Origin of the sequence: Rhodococcus sp. NPDC127593 (assembly GCF_042671975.1) — a bacterium.
GTDB lineage: Bacteria > Actinomycetota > Actinomycetes > Mycobacteriales > Mycobacteriaceae > Rhodococcus_F.
The window spans coordinates 43,741-62,499 of record NZ_JBHXWI010000036.1 but is presented as its reverse complement, the minus strand read 5'-3'; the positions used below and the strand labels follow the sequence as shown (position 1 = coordinate 62,499).

Genomic DNA, 18,759 nt, shown 5'->3' with positions numbered 1-18,759 from the left:
GCACAGGCTCAGGTAACCGCCGGGGCGCCGAACACGGCCAGTCCGCGTTCGACGACGTCGGCGAGGCTTTCCGCGGCGACGACCAGGGCGGGGTCCGGGGCGGGCCGCCTTCGGTTGCGCTTGACGAAGACCGACATCGTCGACGCCGTCTTGTAGTAGCAGTAGGCCAGGAACCAGTCCAGGTCGGCAACCGGAACGTCACGCTCGGCGCGGTAGGCCGCCAGGAGTTCGCCGGGGGACGGCATCCCGGCGCCGGCCGCGACATCGGCCGCCGGACGGGACCGCCGGAACCGGTGCGCCGGGTCGGTGTGCATCAGCAACCATGCCAGATCGGTGCGGGGATCGCCGACCGACCAGATCTCCCAGTCGATGATCGCGGCGAGGTCTTCGCCCGCGAACAGCATGTTCGCGAGTCGGTAGTCGCCGTGCAGCAGAGTGGGAGCGACCGGTGCCGGGATCCGGTCCGCCAGCGCTGCATGCAGTTCGGCGTGGCGAGGCACGATGCCGTCGTCGACGGTGTCGAGTAGACGGTGCCAGCGCGCGAGTTCGTCCGCGACCGGGACAACCGGTTCGTTCCCGACACCCAGCGTGACGGGGTCGAGAATCTGCATCCGCGCGAGCATCCCGGCGGCCGCGCGGGCGCGGGCGGCGACGGTGTCGGGTTCGGGCGGCGAGTCGGCGACGTCGAGCAGCGGTTCGTAGGACTGCCCGTCGACGAGAGTCATCGCGAAGAGGGGTGGGCGTTCGGGAGTCCCGTCCTCCTCGAAGAGAATCGTGGGGACGCGGACGCCGGGCGTCGTTCCGAGGAGGCGGATGATCTGCGCCTGCCGGAGCACGTCGCGGTTGCGGACCGGTTCCAGTCCGGGCGGTGCCATCTTGAGGACGACGTCTGTGTCGGGCCGGCCCGGCCGTGTCAGGGTGGCCCGGTAGGTCAGGCTCGACACCCCACCCGGCAGCGCCGACGGCGCGGACACCACGGCTCCCGGCCATCGGCGACCCGCGGCCGCCGTCGCTCGTGTGGTCAGCGTGTTCACGTCGAATTCCGTCACGTCTCCACGATCGGGTCGGTCGGCCGGTACCGCAAACACACGCACGACTGTCGCTGAAGAAATCCACAGTGGCCCCTCGGTGGTCGCTTCGGATGGCCTTCGGTGCGTGGTAAAGCTTCCCTATGACATCGATCAGCGGATATCGGTCCCGGAACGATGCTGGGCTGGAGCGGTTCTCGTTGAACGGCAAGGTCGCGGTGGTGACCGGGGCGTCGTCCGGTCTCGGAGTGGCGTACGCGCTCACGCTGGCTCGGGCGGGTGCCGACGTCGTCCTCGGGGCGCGGCGTGGCGACAAACTGGCCGCGACCGCGGAGCAGGTGCGGAAGTACAACCCCCGCGTGGTGGCGGTGGAGACCGACGTGACGCAGGTGGACCAGTGTGATCGCCTCGTCGAAGCCGCCGTCGAGGCATTCGGGCGGGTGGACGTCCTCGTCAACAACGCCGGCACCGGCGGCGAATACCATCACGTGACGGAGGATCCGCCCGACCACTTCCGGTCGGTCGTCGACGTGAACGTGCACGGCTCCTACTGGATGATCCAGGCGTGCGCGCGGGTGATGGGTCGCGGCAGTTCGATCGTCAATGTCTCCAGCGTCATGGCGCTGACGACGGCGAAGATGCCCGCCGCCGCGTACAGCGCGAGCAAGGCCGCCGTCCTCGGGCTGACCCGCGACCTCGCCGCGCAACTGGGGCCGAACGGAATCCGGGTGAATGCGATTCTGCCGGGTGTCTTTCCGTCCGAGGCGACAGAGCACTATACCGAGAACTACAAGCGCAAGATCATCGACGCCCGGATTCCCCTCGGACGCATCGGCGACCCCGAGGACATCGCCGCGGTGGTGGTGTTTCTGGCGAGCGACGCGTCCGCGTATCTGACCGGGGTGAGCTTGCCCGTCGACGGCGGTGTGCTGGTGAACTGAGCACGCGCGGACGCTATCGGTGCTGCGCCACCGAGGAGGTGACCGTGCGGGTGTTGAGACCGTCGCCCGCGTCGACGGTGAGGAACTGGCCGGTGACGCTGCGAGCGGTGGGGGAGGCGAAGAACGCGACGGCATCCGCGATGTCGGCCGGGTCGACGAATCCGTTGGGCATCGATGCAAGCCACGCGTCCTGGATGTCCTGAGGCATGGACAGGATGCCGGAGCTGGCCGTCATTCCGGGCAGGACGGCGTTGGCGGTGATGCCCAGGGCGACGTTCTCGGCCGCAACGGTTTTCACCAGACCGAGCAGGCCCGCCTTCGTGGTGCTGTACGACACCTGGGCCGGCATGCCCTGCGTGCCTGCGGTACTGGAGATGACGACGACGCGGCCGTACCGCCGTTCGCGCATCCCCGGCAGGCACTGCTGGAGCACGCGGAAGGTCCCGGTGAGGTTGACGTCGAGATCCTTCCGCCACTTGTCGATCGACAGACTGTGTGCGGCACCGAACATCGTCGTCAGACCCGCATTGGCCACGTAGACGTCGATGTCGTCGAGGGGCGGCAGTTCGTCGGCGGACATGTCGGCCTGGTACGTGCACCCGGGTGCACGGTCGAGCGTGACCACCTCCATCCCGTCGGCTTCGAGCCGGGCGACGATGGCCTTACCGATACCGCCCTCGCGTGCGGCACCGGTTACCAGTGCCTTGCGGCGGTGCGGGTCGGTCATGCGGATCTCCGTTCGTCGGGCAGTGCATCGATGCGTACAGTGTCGTCGCATTCCGCTTCGGCGCAGCGGTTTTCGACGTGGAAGGCCGGATGGTCACGAAGTCGGAGGACGAGAAGCGCGGTATGGATGCTCAATTGATGAGACGCGTCACCGGTGACATCGAGGCCGGTGAGGGCGTGCACTCGCGACAACCGGAGGCGCACCGTGTTCTCGTGCACACCCAGACGGGTGGCGGTGCGGCGCATACCGCGATTCTGCTCGAACCACACTGCCAGGGTGCGAATCAGTTCGGTCGATGCCGCGTCGTCATCGAGGAGGGGGCCGAGCATGTCGTCGATGTAGTGTCGGATGGCGGAGATCTCGCCGTTCGCGAGGAAAAGTCGGGCCGGTCCCAGATCGTCGACGGCGAGAACGCGATGCCCTGTTCCGTGAGTGAAACGGTCGATGCAGCGCACGACCTCCCGTGCCTCGCGGTAGGCGCGGGTGAACGAATCGGGTTCGTACACGGACGACACCCCGGCGATCAGACCTCCCGTCGGGCTCAGTTCGGCGGCCGCCGCCTCGAGGGTCGCGGTGATGCGCCGGACGACGGTCGGGGACGCGACGTGCTCCGGTGCCTCGATGAGCAGGAGGATTCCCTCCGAACCCCGAGTCGACAACACCTCCATGCCGAGAGCACGCTCGGTGTGCTCGGCGAGGGAGCGGTCGAGATCCTCGGGTGTTCCGTCGGATTCGCGGACATACACCAGGGACCGGCGGGCGTGGACGTTCACGCCGAGGTATTCGGCACCGGCCGCGAGATCGGCCCAGGCGCCGGAGCCGCGAACGAGTTGGCGGGCGAGTGCGGACCGCGCATTCCAGGCCACCCGGGTGATGCGACGCTGGGTGAGGAACTGCGCGCCGATGCGGCGGGCGCAGCGGAGGGTCACGTACTCGTCCGTGGGATGGAACGGCGTGGGTTGTTCGTCGACGACGAGCCATCCGAGGTGTTCGCCGCGTTCGACGATCGCGCTGAGGATCTTCCGCCGCGACAACCCGGTGCCGAGTTCGGCGGGCAACAGCACGGGTTCCGCACTGGTCGGGGTCGTTGCGTGCTCGCGCACGATCTCGCGCAGTGGTGGGAACGTCGTCTGCCTGCCGGCATCGGGCCGGGCGGACGCGACGACGTGTCCCTGGCGGTCGAAGAGGGTTACTGCTTTGCCGGTGGCCTCCGAACAGACCCGGACGATCGCGGACAGGCAGTCGACGGCCACCGCGGCGTCGTCGAGAAGCTCGTCCAACGCGCTGAGTGGAAGGTGCTTACGACCGGTGCCTTCGTCGGAGGTGGGCATCACACGGTCAGCGGTGATGGGTGAGCAGAAGTGTGCGGACGGTCGCCGCGTGCTCGATGGCCGACTCCATCGACGTCGTCGCCGGCACCAGGGTGATGTTGTCGGCGCCCGCCTCGACGAACGAGTTCAGCCACTCGGCCACCTGCTCGGGTGTTCCGGCGGGTGCCAGATGGCGGAATTTGTCGCGCGGCAACTGATACAACGCCTGCATCTTCTCGCCGACGAGTCGGTCCGCAACCGAGGCATCCTTGTCGAGCCCGCACCACACGTTGACGCCGAACGAGTCCGGCGCACGATTCTCCTGCGCGGCGGCCTCGAGGATCGCGGACCGGGTCTCGGCGAAACGTCGCGGTGTGCAGAAGATTCCGAGCCAGCCGTCGCCGAAGCGGGCGGTGCGGCGAATGGCGGATTCGCCGCGGCCACCGATCAGGATCGGCACCGCCGGCTGCGGCGCCGGCAGGATGCGCGCCCGGTCGAGGGTGAAGAACTCACCGTGATGGGTCACCTCCTCGCCGGTGAGGACGGCGCGCAGCACCTCGAGGGTCTCGTCGAGGCGACGGCCGCGGGTGCTGGGATCGACTCCGCTGTTCGAGATTTCGGAGCGGTCCTCACCACCCACGCCGGCGCCCAGAACCAGTCGGCCGGGGGCGATCTGCGACAGTGTCGCGATCTGGCGGGCGGCGAGCATCGGATGACGCAGGCCGAGTAGGTAGACGCCGATGATCACCGACAGAGTGTCGTGGCTGGACAGGACGGACGTGGCCGAGACCATGCCGTCGAACCCGGTACCACCGTGGAAGCTGATGTGGTCACCGACGGTGATGTGGTCGAGCCCCGCCTCTGCCGCGGAATCGAGGAGAAGCCGCCGATCCGCGGGTTTCGGGACGAGGAGCGCGTCCGTGACCGACAATCCCACTCTGATCGACACGCTGATCTCCTCTCATGCGAATGGACTGACCATAAACTTATCGGCGGGGCGATGGCAAGGGGCGGGGCGGGGCAGGCCACTCCGACGTCGCTCGATGAGCCGCTGCCTCAGCGCCGCGCAATCGATGCCCCATTCGGTCGCGCTTCGTCGTGGGATTGGGGCATTGTCGCGGTGACCGTTACCTCCAGGCCTGTCGTGCACTCGAGCGGTATTGGTAGAACCCCGTCGGGGTGATTCCGAACCCTTAAGACGGGCAGCGCGAACTTGTCGTTGGTGACGTAGTTGTAGGCGCGGTCGGCGATGAGATGGCGCGGCTTGCCGATGGTGTCACCGAGCGCTTCAACGGCGGGCAGGCCAAACTCATCTTCCGACACCAGGACTGACTGTCAGGAGCAGACGTTCAGCAGCGCCTTGGTCACCAGGAACTCCTCGAGCCCGCTGGCTCCGCACTCGCGCCCGTAGCCGGAGTCGCCTCGCCCGCCGAAGGGAGCCTTCGGGTCGAAAACTCCCCCGTTGATCGAGATCTGCCCGGTGCGCACCCGACGCGCGACGGCCTTGGCGTGCTCCGCGTCGGAGCTCCAGATCGCCCCGGACAGCCCGTACGGCGTGGAGTTCGCCACCGCGACCGCGTCGTCCTCGTCGTCGAATGCCAGGATCACCAGGACCGGACCGAACACCTCTTCGGTCGCCACAGCCATGTCGATCGTGACGTCCGAGAGGATCACGGGCTGCACGAAGAAGCCTCGACCTGGCATGTCGGCGGATCCTTGCGCCGCGACACGCGCGCCCTCACGGATCGCACCGTCGACATGCCGGGTGACCGAATCGCGCTGCACCTCGGAGACCATCGGGCCCACCGTCGTCGCCGCTGACGTCGGGTCCCCGATAATCCATCGTGCCAAGGCGCTCGTGGCCGCCTGCTCGGCCTCTCGCAGACGCGTACGGGGGACCAGCAGCCTGGACAGCGCGATGCATCGCTGGCCCGCGTTCAGCATGCAGTCCGAGACCGTGCGCTTGACCGCCTTCGCGTAGGCGTCAGGCTCCAGGTCGTTGAGGACGATGCTCGCGCTCTTGCCGCCCAGCTCGAGGGCCGCCGGGATCACGCGCTCGGCCGCCAGCGCCGCCACCCGGCGGCCGGCGCCGGTCGAACCGGTGAAGCTGACCAAGCCGGTGTCCGGCGAGGAGACCATGGCCTCACCTGCCGTCCGACCGTCGGCGGCGATGACCGAGACGACGCCGTCCGGCAGCCCGGCCTCGTCCATGACCTCCGCCAGGGCGAATAGGGCCAGCGGAGCCACGGGACTCGCCTTGACGACGATCGTGCATCCTGCGGCCAGTGCGTACGCGAGCTTGGTCGCAGCCTGGTGGAGTGGGAAGTTCCAGGGCACGATCGCCGCCACCACTCCCGCAGGTTCGAGCACCACGTCGGTGCTGCCGGTGGAGTACTCGAAGGCGAACTCCTCGACGAGCGCAGCCGCATCGTCGAAGAACACCGCGGACAGGTCGACCTGCAGCGCCTTCGACATCGACACCGGTGTTCCGACCTCGGCGGTGATCAGGGCCGCGAGCTCGTCTGCACGGTCACGGATCCCCGCGGCGATGGCGCGCAGGATCGCCGCTCGCTCCTTGACATCGGACGAACCCCAGGATTCCTGCGCGCGGCGAGCGGCCGACAGCGCTGCGAGAGCATCGTCGACACTGGCATGCGGGACCCGGCCGGCGATCTCCTCGGTGGAGGGATTCACGACGTCGTAGTAGGCGTCCGGGTCGGATGCCACAGCCCAGGTTCCGCCGAGCCAGTGCTGCTTCCATTCGTGGTTCACAAGACCTCCAGGTCTCTGTAGGGAGGGAGTTCTACAACGTCAGGTCGAGCACCGTGCGCAGGCCTCGGGCTTCACGCAGGTCATCGAGCGCTTCGTGGACCTCCCCGAGCGGGCGACGACTGGTCACGAGTTTGTCGATCGGCATGCGACCGCTGGTGTACAGCTCGAAGAGCCTCGGAAGGTCTCGTTGCGGGTCGATGCCACCCATGAAGCAACCGCGGATCTGCTTGTGGCTGACAGCGACCATCGCGGCGGGCAGGGTCATCGTCGCATCCATGCCGTGCAGGCCGACAGCCACCAGGACCCCGCCGAAGCGGATCACCCCGTAGCCGGCCTCCAGGAGCGCGGTCGAGCCGACCGCGTCGATCGCGACGTCGACCGTCGACGACCCGGTGAGCGCCTTCAACTGTTTGCGGAGAGGAAGGTCCTCGGACGGGTCCACCACGTGGGTCGCCCCGAACTCCAGCGCCTGCTTCCGCCGATGCTCCGACGGATCGGACACGATGACTTTGCCGGCTCCGACCGCGGCGGCGGCCATCACCGCGGCTAACCCGACTCCCCCCGCGCCCATGATGAGCACGCTGTCGCCGGGCTCCGGACACGCGACGTTGAGGACCGCGCCGGCACCCGTCGACACCCCACAGCCCACCAGCGCCGCGACGTCGTCCGGCACCTCGTCGGGCACCGGCACCAGGCCGTTGACCGGCATGACGACATGGGTGCTGAAGGCTCCGATGCCCAGGCCGCGGTAGACCGGTTCGCCGCCGCGGCTGGACGAGGTACGGCCGTCCAGCAGGGTGCCGCGAGCGGACATGCCGCCGCTGTTCTCGCACAGCTCCGCCCGGCCGTTGACGCAGGACCGGCACGCCCTGCACGGCGGACGCATCCACAGCGTCACACGGGATCCGATGCCGGGCGCCTCCGTGTCGGGGCCCAGTGCCTCGACGACCCCCATGGCCTCGTGTCCCAGCATCAGCGGTCGTGGATACGGGAGCTTCCCGTCGATCATCGCCAGGTCACTGCCGCACACACCGGCCGAGACCAGCCGGACGAGCGCTTCGCCTCGTCGCGGCTGATCGATGACGACGTCGTCGACAACATCGATCGAGTCCTCGACCAGCAGGGCTCCGCGAATGTGCAGCTGTCCGTCGTCGTACGAGGGGGTCATGGGCATGCCCTGCTCCTTCACGGTCATCGCAGGGAATCGTTCAGCGCGAGCAGACCGATGGATCCCAGGGTCTCAAGCGTGGACAATGCGGACGCTGGGCGTGCGTATGACCGGATCTGCGGCTTGGTCACCCGGATGAACAGGGCTGGATTGGCCCGGACCGTGGTGACGTACTCGTCCACCACATCGTCTAAGTCCTCTTCGGCGACGGCGCGCGTGATGAAGCCGGACATCATCAGTTCCTCGAAGGACGGCTTGCGCCCCGTCGCGATCCAGTCGAGGGCCCGACCCTCGCCCACCAGATCGATGAGCCCGCCGACCGCACCCCACGAGAGGGGAAGACCGAAGGTCGACTCGGGAACGGCAAGCCGTGCCCCCGTCACGACGACCCGGACGTCGCAGGCGGTCATCAGCAGCATCCCGCCGCCGATCGCGAACCCGCGCACAGCAGCGACCGTGATACCCGGGAACGACCGGATCTGCTCGAAGACCCGACCACCGAGGTCGAGGAACCTCGTGAGCTCCTGCACCTCACCGAGCTGCCCGTCCGGCAGCAGTCGCTCCGCGAGCGCGCGATCCATCCCGGCGCAAAAGCCGCGGCCCTCACCGGATAAGACGAGCGCGAAGACGTCGTCCCGACCGTGGAGGGCGTGAAGCTCTGCGGACAACTCCTCGAGCATCTGGGTGTTCAGCGAGTTCGCCTCGTCCGGCCGGTTGAGGACCATGCGGGCGACGCCGTCTTGAACGGCAACGGTGATCGTGGACAACTTTATCTCCTGTAATTAATGAGTCGTGGATCGACGAGTGCTTACGCGTGCGACTTGTCCTCCGAGGCCTGCGGCCGCGAACCCGGACCCTTCGTGGCGTCCCAGGTGGTCTCGGTCACTCCGATGTCCCGGATCACCGCCTTGCGAATCTTCGACGTGGCCGTCTTGGGGATTGCCTCCACAAAGCTGATGTACCGAGGCACCATGAATCGCGGCAGCCGCTCCTGGCAGTAGGTCCACAGCTCGGTCTCGGTGAGCTCGTCACGCAGGACGACAGCGGCCAGGATCTCGTCCTCGCCCCACTCGGAAGGAACCGCCACGACCGCGCACTCGGCGACAGCCGGATGGTGGAGGACCTGCGACTCGACCTCGACCGACGAGATGTTCTCACCACGTCGGCGAATCGCGTCCTTGATCCGGTCCACGAAGAAGTAGTGACCGTTCGCGTCGCGGATGAAGGCGTCACCGGTGTGCAGCCACAGGTTCGACCAAGCCTCGACGGTCTTCTCCGGCAGGCCCCAGTAGCCGTTCATGAGCGCCCACGGCTCGTCGGCTCGTACGACCAGCTCCCCGGCCTGACCGACCGGTACCTCGTTGTCGTCGCGATCGACGAGGCGAACTTGGTAGCCGTCCCGGACCTTGCCGCAGCTTCCGGCGGGTCCCAGGTCCCACATGTCGGAGACCAGAGGACAGCTGACCTCGGTCATGTTGAAGACGGTGTGGACCCGCAGGTCGAACCGGTCCCTGAACTCGTCGACTTCCGCGATGGCTGGGACCATCAGGACGTTGCGCAGGGGCGTGTCGGCGTCCGAGGCGCTCGGGGTCTGGCGGAAGAGGAAGTTGGTCATCGCTCCCAGCAGCATCGTCGTGGTGCAGCGGTGCTCCTCGATCTCGCTCCAGAACTCGGAGGTCTTGAACTGCTCCTTGATGACTACCCGTCCGCCACACAGCATCATGCTGTAGAACGGGAACTTGCCGCTCACGTGAAAGGGAGGGAACGGCGCGTAGAACGCGTCGTCCGGACCAAGCTCGGACTGGGGCATGATGCCGGTCGAAGTGGCGTACAGCTGCTGCCAGGGCACGATCACCCCCTTCGAGGGTCCCGTCGTGCCCGAGGTGTACAGGACGCACGACGTGTCCCGTGGACGCGGCTCGACGACCTGCGTGGGCGTGGCCCCGGGCCGCAGCGCCGCAGAGTCCCGGACGAGCGAGTGCTCGGAGGACGGGAGGTCCGTGCCGACGGGCGTGGTGTCGTCGTTCCACACCACGACCTGCCACCTGAGACCCGTTGTCCCGGCGGCAATCAGGAAGGTGTCGAGGTACCGCTCGGCCACCACGGCGACCTCGGCGCGCGAATCCGCGAGCACGTGCTCCAGGATGCTGCCCTTGTACTCGGTGTTGACCGGCACCTCCACCGCCCCCTGGGACGCGATCCCCAGCCAGAGCTCGATACCCGCGAAGCTGGGCGGAAGCATCACCAGGACGGTCTGCCCGCGCCCCACTCCCCTGTCCTCCAGCGCCGCAGCCCAGGCCATGGAGGATTCGAGCACCTCTCGCGCGCTGTGCGACCGTCCGTCCACGTGCTGTAGAACCACCCGATCAGGATCTTCCTGCGCCAGCTCGCGTACCAAGGTGGGCAGCATCTCGTCGCTCTTCATGCGGGCACTCCATTCTTGACGTTCTCGGCACCGTGCAGTCTCGCGGCACCCGGTCGGCGGGCGGCCTCGCTCCAACCCACGAGAAAGCTTCCGGCTCGTATCGCGCGGATCGGGTCGTCGAAAACCGGCACGCCGTCGGCCGCCAGCCTCTTGGCGGGCAGCCCGCTGCCCCCGGCCCACGTGACGATCAGCGGCTTGTCGCTGCGCGCGTGCACCGCGAGGATGGCATCGCAGATCGCCGCCTCGCTCGAGCTGGCGTTCCCGATCGAGACGAACACGATGTCCGTCGCCTCGTCATCGACGCACAGGTCCAAGGCTCCTCCGAAGGTCGAAAGGTTGTCGAGGGCCGAGCCGGTCAAGTCGACGGGATTACGCGTCGAGGCATACGCCGGCAACAGCTCGCCCAGCCCGTCGCGGATCACGCCGTCAAGCTCCGGCACGTCCATGCCCATGGCGATACAGGCGTCCGCCATCAGGACACCCGTTCCACCCGAGATCGACACGATGGCGGCACGGTTGCCCGCCGTGCGGCGACCATCCGCGAAGACTCGCCCAGCATCGACGAGTTCGGCCATGGACTCTGCTCGCACCACGCCATGCCTGGCGAACACCTCGGAGTAGTACGCGTCATCCCCCACAATCGATCCCGTGTGAGCCCGCGCGGCTTCTGCGCCGACCTGTGTCCTGCCGACCTTGACGGCGACGAGCGGCTTGTCGAGCTCACGTGCGCGACGCGCCGCCCGCTCGAAGGAGGGCATGTCACGAATGCCCTCGATGTGGGTGAGCGCGAGATGTACCTCCGGCAGCTCGATGACCTCGGCGAGCACCTCGCCGACCGTCAGGTCCGCCTCGTTGCCGGTGTTCGCCACGAAGTGGAAGCCGAGCCCGGCATCGCGGCCAGCGCTGAAGACGAAACTGGCGAACGCACCGCTCTGGGTTACGAGCGCGATCGGGCCGATCGGCAGGTCGCCGTCGTCCAGGGCCGACGCGAAGGTTGCGGTCACTCCATGCGCAAACCCGATCGCGCCGAGGCAGTTCGGTCCGAGGATCCTCATGCCGGACTCCTGGGCAATCGCCGTGATCTCGGCCTGCAGGTCGGGCTCCCCCGCCCGACGGGACTCGCCGAACCCCGATGCGTAGACCACGGCCACCACGATGCCCTGCTCAGCGCACTGTCGAAGCGCTGGAACGACGTCACGCTGCGGCAGCGAGAGTACGGCCACGTCGACCGGCTCAGGTACCTCGGCGACCGACTTGTACGCGACAACACCCTGCACGCCGTCCCGATGACTGTTGACCGGGTACACGGTTCCGCCGTAGCCGTAGCGCCGCAGGTAGGACATGGCGCGACCGGAGATCTTCGTCGGGTCGTCCGAGGCGCCGATCAGTGCGATGGAGCGTGCCGCCAGGATTGCCTGGAGCCATGCGGGGCTGAGCGTCACGGCGAGAACACCTTTCGTTGATCAAATCAGAAATCGATAGTCGGCCTGAGCCACGCACGGTGGGCTCGCTCATGCCACACGACGGGCGTCAGACCTTGGCCGGGTTCCAGAACTCGGGGATCTCCTGCGCCAGGTGGAAGCCGTCGAAGATAGGCATCGGCTCGAACGCGGCCATCGGCATCATGGGCTGGGGAAGCAGGCTGGCGGCGCCGTCGATCTTCAGCGTCTCGCCGGTGATGAAGGATGCAGCGTCGGTTAGCAGGAACGCCGTCGCTCCCGACACCTCACTCTCGGTGCCGATGCGTCCGGCCGGGATGCCTCGGGCCTGCTGGGCGATCCCCTCTCGCTGCTCCGGCGTGTAGGTGTCCATCCCACTGGAGAGGATGACCCCCGGGGCCACGGCGTTGACCCGTACGGCGTGGGAAGCCCATTCCAACGCCATGGTCTGCGTCAGGTTGACGACACCGGCGCGCGCGGCTCCCGTGTGGGCCATGAAGGGCATGCCGTTCCACATGTTCGCCACGATCGACACGATGGAGCCGCCGTGCGTCTGCATGGAGGATCGGTAGACGGCCCGGCTGACCAGGAACGTGCCCGTCAGGTTGAGGTCGATGACCGACCGCCAGCCGTTGGGTGAGATGTCCTCCACCGGCGCGGGGAACTGACCACCGGCATTGTTCACCAGACCGTCGATCCGCCCGTGCTTGTCCACCAGGGAACTGACAGCCCGCTCGACGCTGTCGGCGTCACGGATGTTCAAGGAGACGAAGTCGGCCTGGCCCCCGGCGTCCGCGATCTCTCGAGCAACCTGTTCGAGCGGCTCCGCGCGTCGGCCGGCCAACAGCGTCACTGCGCCCAGCGAGGCAACCTCGTGGGCGATGCAGCGCCCGATCCCCGTCCCACCCCCCGTCACCAGGATGACGCGGTCGGCCAGGCTGCCTTCGCGGAGAACGGACTTGAAAGAGGAGCTCATGATGGTGTGCCTCCAGGAGGTGTGGTTGCGGCAACGTCAGTTGCCATCAGGTGGGTGGACGAGTCGTGGTGTCGGCAAGGAAGTGCTGTCCTGGTCGACGGTGCCTGTCGGGGGCCAGAATCCGCGATCGCAGCGATGCGACGGCGAAGTCGCCACCCGGGGCACATCCGAGCGAGTGCCTCGGGGTCGTCTAAGACCGTTCAGCTCAGTGCGACAGCACCTTGTCCTTGTCGAGTCCCGCGCCCGTGAGCGCACGGACCTGGAGCTCGTCGAAGGATGCGTCGTCGATCTCCTCCTTGCTGAGCAGGCTTCCGACGATGCAGCCGATGAAGCCGAGCGGCATCGAGATCAGGATCGGGAAGCTCAACGGGAAGGGCGCCGTCACGGACAGCGAGTCCGAGATGAGCGGTGCCACTGTGGGCCAGAGCAGCGGTCCCAGCACGATGAGCACCAGCGAGCTGATGAGTCCGGTGAGTGAGCCGATGACCGCCCCGATGGTCCTCATCCGACGCCAGATCAGCGTCATGATCAGCACCGGGAAGTTCGCGCTCGCTGCGATAGACACGGCGAGCGTCGAGAGGAAGGTGATGTTCTGCCCACTTCCCAGCAGCAGCGTGACACCGACCGTGACCAGCACGATGCCGACCGCGGCGACTCGACCGACGGGGATCTCCTGCCGCTCCGGACGTCGGAATGCCTGCGACCACAGGTCGTGTGCGACGGCGCTGGAGGCACTGAGGACCAGCCCGGCCGACACTGCGAGAAGGGTCGCGATCGAGATCGCCACGACAAGTGCCAGCAGCAGGTCTGCACCGAACCCCTCACCTCCCCCGAGGAACACCGCCAGGGCTGGTAGTGCGAGGTTGCCGCCCGCACCAGCCTGCGCGTTACCTCCGTCGCCCAGGGCAGCTCGGGCTGCCAGCCCGAGGAAGATGATCAGGACGTTGAACACGGCGATAAGGCTGATGGCCCAGATGGCCGACTTCCGCGCCTGGGCGGCATCCGGGACGGTGAAGAACCGCATGAGCACGTGCGGCAGCCCGACCGCGGACAAAGTGACGGCGACCGCCATCGAGATGATGTTCAGCGAGCTGCCGTAGGCGTTGCCGCTGGCGAAGTACGAGTCTCCGAGCGCCGACTGCACGGAGGCCAGGTGCGCCACCTGCAACGGGTTCGGGTCGATGCGGATGAGGACCAGGATTGCGAGCAGACCTACGACCGCCATCAGGGATACGGCCTTGATGATCTGCAACCACGTGGTGGCCAGCATCCCGCCGAAGAGGACGTAAGACAGCATCAGCACGGCCGAAACGACAACGCCCCATGTGAAGGCGATGCCGGTGAGCGCTTCCATCAGAACACCGCCCGCCACCATCTGCGCGAGCAGGTAGAAGACACAGATGAACAGTGTCGAGATCGCCGAGACGATACGTACCGGCCCCGCCTGGAGACGGGTGGCCAGCGCATCGGCGAACGTGAAGCGGCCGAGGTTGCGCAGCTTCTCGGCCATCATGAACAGCACCATCAGAAAGATCCCGCACACGATCGCCGCGTAGACGATGCCGTCCATCCCAGTCAGGAAGACCAGGCCGGAGATGCCCAGCAGGGACGCCGAGCTCAGGAAGTCACCGGCGATCGCGATGCCGTTCTTCCGACCGGAGATCGCTCCTCCAGCGGTCCAGAAGTCCGCAGCGGTCCTCGTGCGTTTCGCGGCGGTATAGGTCGCGACCAGCGTGACCGCCAGCAGCATCAATGTCACCACGACGGCGGTCGGGTTGAAGCCTTCAGGCATCAGCGGACTCCGCTCGCGAGGTGAACCTGGTTCCCGCAATTGCCCTGGCGGCCATCGCGTCCCAGACCCGCGCACGCTGCACGTACCAGAACGTAACCACCATGACGATCGTGATGTAGGCGAGTGCCAGAACCAGTCCGACGCTCAGACCGTCCACGATCTCACTGCCCATGGTCTGCTTCGCGAACGCACTCACCCCGATCAGGGTGGTGAATCCGGCCCCGAACAGCGTCCAGGCGACGGCGAAGAAGGCTCGTCTGTCCCTCCTCAGTGCCTGCATATCGGGGCTCGCCCACAGACGGGTCCAGTCGGTGTCGGTTGTTGTCGATGCCACAAGCGCTCCTCAGGTTGCCGGGAATGTGCCGCAGATCACTACCTCCGCACTGTAGGGCACTGTTCCATATATGGGCAAGCGTTTCATATATGAAACGCCGTCGGGCTGTCGAACGTCGAGTTCTTCGAGGGCATCGCGACAGGCGGTGCCCCCACGTCGCGACTACTCGCGTAGGCCAGGAACGGCACGCCACCCTCGGGCGCCACGCGTCAAGGAACGGAAGGCTGAGCCGTGGGCCACCCCTCCGAAACTCGAGACACCGATTCCTCAGCCTGCCGTCACATGCGCATTGCAGCGCATCGCGATGCTCTGCATCATGGACCGAATGGGATCAAGCTCGTCCTCTTCGAACGAGTCCGAGAACCCCAGTGCGACAACAACGCCCTCGAGGTCGCCCCGCTGGTCCACCAGCGGGATCGACACGGCCAGGACTCCCGGTGCGTACTCCCCGCGCGAGACCAGGACGCCGTGCGGATCCAGTGCATCGCACTCGGCCAGGTAGGTCGCACGATCCGGGGTAACACGGGTGGCCGTGGTGGGAAGCACGGTCGGAACCATCGCATCGCGCTGCTCCGCATCGGCAAAGGCCACATACCACTTGCCGTACGACACTTGAAGAATCGGGAACCGGTTGCCCACCGAAACGTGCACGGTGCTGATCGCGGCGCCGTCAGACTTCGCGACGTACATCAGGCGATCGTCCGACACCCTCTGGACCAGGGCTGCGGTAAGGCCGCTGCGCTCAACGATCTCGGTCATCAACGGACGCGCTCGGTTGATAGCACTGTGCCCTTCCTCGGCCCGCGCACCGAGGACGACCGCAAAGAACCCGAGCGAATACCGCTTCGAATCCTCGCTGTAGGACACCAGACCGTGACGCGACAGCGTCAGCAGCACGCGAAGGCACGTGCTCTTGGGCACCTCCAGCGCCGACGCAATCTCGCTCAGCGTGCTTTGGCTCGTCCGATACCTGCTCAGGAACTCCAAGACTCGCGCTGCCGTATCCACGGCCGGCGCCAGATATTTCGACTCGTCCTTCACCAGATCCCATCCTTTCGAATATGAGACATTGTTCCACATATGAAACACATCTCGTGTGGTGTTCGTCCCGATCGTCGTGGCCGGAGTCGGCCTCGTGGCCGCAGTCGCGCGCGTCGAAACGACCTTCGCGCGTTTCCACAACCCACCGCAGAAGACGACGATCAGCAGTGCGACCCGCCTCAGGATGCCCCCTTCTATCAGGGCCTCACGGCCGCCGTTGGAGCCCCATGATGTAGTTGAATTTGTCCGACTGTTTGTAGAAGGCGACGATGATCGCCTTGGCTACCAGCGTCGACTTGTGCATCCCCAGGTCCCCGACACCACCAGTCGATGCTGAGTCCACTGGGGCTTAGACGCCCTGCCGTTTCCCGCCGGCCGCGGCGTGCAAGCAATGACCGGAGACCGCCCCAAGGACCGCGCTGAAATCAAGAGCCGCGAGAAACGGGATGGGATCCACGGAGTCCATGTGACCGGCGCTTGCCTCGGCGCCGCGCGGTTCGTAGCTGCCCATAGAATTGGATCGGGTACGACATCCACCAGCGAACAGGCCAGTACACACCTAGCTGGCGCCGAGGACTGACCGCTAAGCCTTGGGAGTCAGTTCTGACCATCGTCAAAACGGAAGCCCGCAGTTAGAGAGATCGCGCGCGACCCCCTGCGACAGGGTGCAGGGCGAACCCGGTCGGCTACCCAGCTCATCATTTATCGCGTAAACCATTGGGGTGGAACAAATGCAACTCTGACGTGACTAATTGTCATCGGCAATGAACCATGCCGAGTTTCATCTATGCTCGGCCGCCTCGCCGTCGATCTCGGGTGACGGATCGACGGCAAGGTCGTCGATATCGGCGAAGACCAGCCGCCCTCCTCATCCGAGCGCGATTACCGTCCCGAGGTCATGCGTGCTCGAATCCGGCGACACGGTGCACCGCTCGTGCTCGTCCAGGTACCCATATTCGTCCTCGTCCTCGTCCTCGTACGCACGCATCGCCCGTCCGATCACTGCTGCCTCGCCGATGACGAAGGCAACCGGGACTGCGATCACCATCGACGTCAGGGCGATCCCCGCATCGACAGCCAACCGCAGAATCCCGACACCACTAGCAAGATCCAACCTCATGAGCGAACCACCTTTTTCTCCTGAGGGGGCGGTCGGTACGGCGCACCAGTTGGGGGCGTCCCTCCTCGCCATCACGAGGCGATGGCGCGCAGGTAGGGCAGCGTCTGATCGAATGCGTGCGTGACCGATTGCGGGCCTGGGCAGGTTGACGCCGGTGACGGTGGGGTAGTCCGCGATGAACATGCCGCCTTCTCGCACGGAGGGCAGGTCGGCGAAGCCGGGCAGGGATTCGAGATCGCGGGCGGCGCCGCCGTTGACGAGGATGATGACCAGATCCGAGTTGAGGGCGTCCAGGCGCTCGGGGCTGACCACCAGCCGGCCGGTGCCTGCGGCTTGCTCGGCCGCCGCGGGTGGCAGGCTCATCCCGAGCCGCTTGAAGAAGGAGGCTGCGCCGTCTTCAGGGTCGGCGATGATGACCAGTTCTTGCGTCCCGGGGAGGTATTGGGCAACGAGCGCTGTTTTCGCAGAGAGGTCGGGCGTTGGCTGAGTGGCGGGCGATGTCTTCGTCCTCGGCGGGTGTGCCGCCGGAGATTCCGACTGCGCCGAGCAGCGTGGGGCGGGTATGGCCGGGTAGGTGAATGCGGATGGGCAGTGCGCCCTGGACGGCGAGTACGTCGTCGACGACGGCGGTGAGTGCGCTCAGTGCGGGTCGCTCGGGGTTGGCGACGAATGTTTCCAGCTCCCCGGAGGGCCGGTTGAACAGAGCGGCGGCGCGGGCTTTCGCGGCGCTGACTGCGGTGGCCGCCACATGGATCCCGTCTTGGCGATGTTGCAGGATGACGTGCCCGCCGGGATCGACGACGGTGATCGCGATCGGCGTACCCAACCGGTGGGCATGGTCTTCTGCGGCGGCGGCAGCACTCGCCGCTTCGGCGAGGGTGAGGTGTCCGGTCATCGTGGCAGCAGCCCGCCGTCGAGGGTGATGACCTTGTTGGTCAGGTAGCTGTTGCGCAGCATGGTGATCGCCATGTCCGCGACCTCGTCGGGTTCGCCCAGTCTGCCGACGGGGATGGGCATGGGGAGCTTCCCTTTCCCTTCCGGGTCGGTCGGGAGAATTCGGGTGTTGCCGATCAGGGCGGGAGCGAGGGCATTGACGGTGACTCCGCTGCCGGCGACGCGGGGAGCGAGGAAATGGGTCAGCCCGTGCAGGCCGGCCTTGCTCGCGGCGTAGTGCGGACCGACGACACCGCCGTTGAGGGCGGCGATCGAGGAGATGAACAGCACGCGTCCGAAGCCGCGGTCGATCATGGTCGGCAGCGCCCGCTGGGCCAGGAGGAACGGGGCGGTGAGATTGACGGCGAGGGTGGTGTTCCATTGGTCGAGGTCGACCTGATCCCAGGGGGTTTGGGCGCCGACTCCGGCGTTGGCGATCACGATGTCGACCGATCCGAGCTGCTCGGTGGCCTGATCGACCAGCGCGGCGGGGACGGCCGGATCAGCGAGGTCGCCGGGAGCGAGCGCGACTCGCCGACCGAGGCTGCGGGCGTGGTCGGCGACCTGTGCGGCGTCGTCGACGTGACGGCCGTGGGCGAGAAACAGATCGGCGCCGTCGGCGGCGAGGCGCCGGGCTATGGCACCGCCGATCCCGCCGGAGGCTCCGGTGATCAGCGCGACGCGCCCTGCCAGGGGACCGGTCTGCGGGGTGGATTCTGTGGTGGTCATCAGAGGGGTCCTTCGGTAAATGGG

At 66.9% G+C, this 18,759-nt stretch carries 18 protein-coding genes; 1 reads left to right on the top strand and 17 read right to left on the bottom strand.

Annotated elements, in window-relative coordinates; all coding sequences use genetic code 11:
- Window positions 1-8: 8 nt before the first annotated feature.
- Entirely contained in the window at window positions 9-1,049 is a 1,041-nt protein-coding gene (locus ACFVJ3_RS30045; RefSeq protein ID WP_378455537.1) for a phosphotransferase family protein, read from the bottom strand.
- Between the two features lie 122 nt (window positions 1,050-1,171).
- On the opposite strand from ACFVJ3_RS30045, the gene ACFVJ3_RS30040 reads away from it, so the two are divergent.
- Window positions 1,172-1,969, top strand: a complete 798-nt coding sequence (locus ACFVJ3_RS30040) for an SDR family NAD(P)-dependent oxidoreductase (protein WP_378455536.1) — start codon at window positions 1,172-1,174, stop codon at window positions 1,967-1,969.
- 13 nt (window positions 1,970-1,982) lie between these two features.
- Here the strand turns inward: ACFVJ3_RS30040 and ACFVJ3_RS30035 are convergent, their stop codons facing one another.
- The 16 genes from ACFVJ3_RS30035 to ACFVJ3_RS29960 all read right to left on the bottom strand — a co-directional run bounded on the left by ACFVJ3_RS30035 (window position 1,983) and on the right by ACFVJ3_RS29960 (window position 18,735).
- Window positions 1,983-2,696, bottom strand: coding sequence for an SDR family oxidoreductase (locus ACFVJ3_RS30035; RefSeq protein WP_378455535.1), 714 nt, complete (start codon window positions 2,694-2,696; stop codon window positions 1,983-1,985).
- Complete coding sequence (locus tag ACFVJ3_RS30030) at window positions 2,693-4,027, bottom strand: PucR family transcriptional regulator (RefSeq protein ID WP_378455534.1); 1,335 nt, start codon at window positions 4,025-4,027, stop codon at window positions 2,693-2,695. Before ACFVJ3_RS30030 ends, ACFVJ3_RS30035 begins: the two co-directional genes overlap by 4 nt.
- Window positions 4,028-4,034: 7 nt before the next feature.
- Window positions 4,035-4,955, bottom strand: coding sequence for an LLM class flavin-dependent oxidoreductase (locus ACFVJ3_RS30025; RefSeq protein ID WP_378455533.1), 921 nt, complete (start codon window positions 4,953-4,955; stop codon window positions 4,035-4,037).
- A gap of 107 nt (window positions 4,956-5,062) precedes the next feature.
- Window positions 5,063-5,329, bottom strand: coding sequence for a hypothetical protein (locus ACFVJ3_RS30020; protein ID WP_378455532.1), 267 nt, complete (start codon window positions 5,327-5,329; stop codon window positions 5,063-5,065).
- 12 nt (window positions 5,330-5,341) lie between these two features.
- Window positions 5,342-6,778: an aldehyde dehydrogenase family protein gene (locus ACFVJ3_RS30015; protein ID WP_378455531.1), complete on the bottom strand. Its 1,437-nt coding sequence runs from the start codon at window positions 6,776-6,778 to the stop codon at window positions 5,342-5,344.
- Window positions 6,779-6,809: 31 nt separating this feature from the next.
- The gene (locus tag ACFVJ3_RS30010; protein WP_378455530.1) at window positions 6,810-7,952 is read right to left on the bottom strand and encodes a zinc-binding dehydrogenase; all 1,143 of its coding nucleotides are present in this window, start codon (window positions 7,950-7,952) and stop codon (window positions 6,810-6,812) included.
- Window positions 7,953-7,969: 17 nt separating this feature from the next.
- Complete coding sequence (locus ACFVJ3_RS30005; protein ID WP_378455529.1) at window positions 7,970-8,713, bottom strand: enoyl-CoA hydratase/isomerase family protein; 744 nt, start codon at window positions 8,711-8,713, stop codon at window positions 7,970-7,972.
- A 41-nt stretch (window positions 8,714-8,754) separates the two neighbouring features.
- Window positions 8,755-10,371 carry an AMP-binding protein gene (locus tag ACFVJ3_RS30000; protein ID WP_378455528.1) on the bottom strand — a complete coding sequence of 539 codons (1,617 nt, stop codon included), beginning with the start codon at window positions 10,369-10,371 and terminating at the stop codon, window positions 8,755-8,757.
- Window positions 10,368-11,813, bottom strand: coding sequence for an acetate--CoA ligase family protein (locus ACFVJ3_RS29995; protein ID WP_378455527.1), 1,446 nt, complete (start codon window positions 11,811-11,813; stop codon window positions 10,368-10,370). Before ACFVJ3_RS29995 ends, ACFVJ3_RS30000 begins: the two co-directional genes overlap by 4 nt.
- A gap of 88 nt (window positions 11,814-11,901) precedes the next feature.
- A complete protein-coding gene (locus tag ACFVJ3_RS29990) occupies window positions 11,902-12,786 on the bottom strand; it encodes an SDR family oxidoreductase (protein WP_378455526.1) in 885 nt (294 codons plus the stop codon).
- Window positions 12,787-12,991: 205 nt separating this feature from the next.
- Window positions 12,992-14,578 carry a cation acetate symporter gene (locus ACFVJ3_RS29985; RefSeq protein ID WP_378455525.1) on the bottom strand — a complete coding sequence of 529 codons (1,587 nt, stop codon included), beginning with the start codon at window positions 14,576-14,578 and terminating at the stop codon, window positions 12,992-12,994.
- Entirely contained in the window at window positions 14,571-14,912 is a 342-nt protein-coding gene (locus ACFVJ3_RS29980; RefSeq protein WP_378455524.1) for a DUF485 domain-containing protein, read from the bottom strand. The genes ACFVJ3_RS29985 and ACFVJ3_RS29980 overlap by 8 nt, the downstream gene beginning before the upstream one ends.
- A gap of 267 nt (window positions 14,913-15,179) precedes the next feature.
- Window positions 15,180-15,953, bottom strand: coding sequence for an IclR family transcriptional regulator (locus tag ACFVJ3_RS29975; RefSeq protein WP_378455523.1), 774 nt, complete (start codon window positions 15,951-15,953; stop codon window positions 15,180-15,182).
- Between the two features lie 868 nt (window positions 15,954-16,821).
- Window positions 16,822-17,436: a hypothetical protein gene (locus ACFVJ3_RS29970; protein ID WP_378455522.1), complete on the bottom strand. Its 615-nt coding sequence runs from the start codon at window positions 17,434-17,436 to the stop codon at window positions 16,822-16,824.
- Between the two features lie 34 nt (window positions 17,437-17,470).
- Window positions 17,471-17,968 (bottom strand): heme-binding protein, encoded by a 498-nt coding sequence (locus ACFVJ3_RS29965; protein ID WP_378455521.1) that lies wholly within the window; start codon window positions 17,966-17,968, stop codon window positions 17,471-17,473.
- Window positions 17,965-18,735 (bottom strand): SDR family NAD(P)-dependent oxidoreductase, encoded by a 771-nt coding sequence (locus ACFVJ3_RS29960; RefSeq protein ID WP_378455520.1) that lies wholly within the window; start codon window positions 18,733-18,735, stop codon window positions 17,965-17,967. The genes ACFVJ3_RS29965 and ACFVJ3_RS29960 overlap by 4 nt, the downstream gene beginning before the upstream one ends.
- Window positions 18,736-18,759: the final 24 nt, after the last annotated feature.

Bases quoted from the DNA above. Each gene is read 5' to 3' on its own strand.
- ACFVJ3_RS29960 (WP_378455520.1), bottom strand. From the start codon at position 18,735: ATGACCACCACAGAATCCACCCCGCAGACCGGTCCCCTGGCAGGGCGC.
- ACFVJ3_RS30040 (WP_378455536.1), top strand. From the start codon at position 1,172: ATGACATCGATCAGCGGATATCGGTCCCGGAACGATGCTGGGCTGGAG.
- ACFVJ3_RS29990 (WP_378455526.1), bottom strand. From the start codon at position 12,786: ATGAGCTCCTCTTTCAAGTCCGTTCTCCGCGAAGGCAGCCTGGCCGAC.
- ACFVJ3_RS30010 (WP_378455530.1), bottom strand. From the start codon at position 7,952: ATGCCCATGACCCCCTCGTACGACGACGGACAGCTGCACATTCGCGGA.
- ACFVJ3_RS29970 (WP_378455522.1), bottom strand. From the start codon at position 17,436: ATGAGCCTGCCACCCGCGGCGGCCGAGCAAGCCGCAGGCACCGGCCGG.
- ACFVJ3_RS30035 (WP_378455535.1), bottom strand. From the start codon at position 2,696: ATGACCGACCCGCACCGCCGCAAGGCACTGGTAACCGGTGCCGCACGC.
- ACFVJ3_RS30030 (WP_378455534.1), bottom strand. From the start codon at position 4,027: ATGCCCACCTCCGACGAAGGCACCGGTCGTAAGCACCTTCCACTCAGC.
- ACFVJ3_RS29965 (WP_378455521.1), bottom strand. From the start codon at position 17,968: ATGACCGGACACCTCACCCTCGCCGAAGCGGCGAGTGCTGCCGCCGCC.
- ACFVJ3_RS30000 (WP_378455528.1), bottom strand. From the start codon at position 10,371: ATGAAGAGCGACGAGATGCTGCCCACCTTGGTACGCGAGCTGGCGCAG.
- ACFVJ3_RS29985 (WP_378455525.1), bottom strand. From the start codon at position 14,578: ATGCCTGAAGGCTTCAACCCGACCGCCGTCGTGGTGACATTGATGCTG.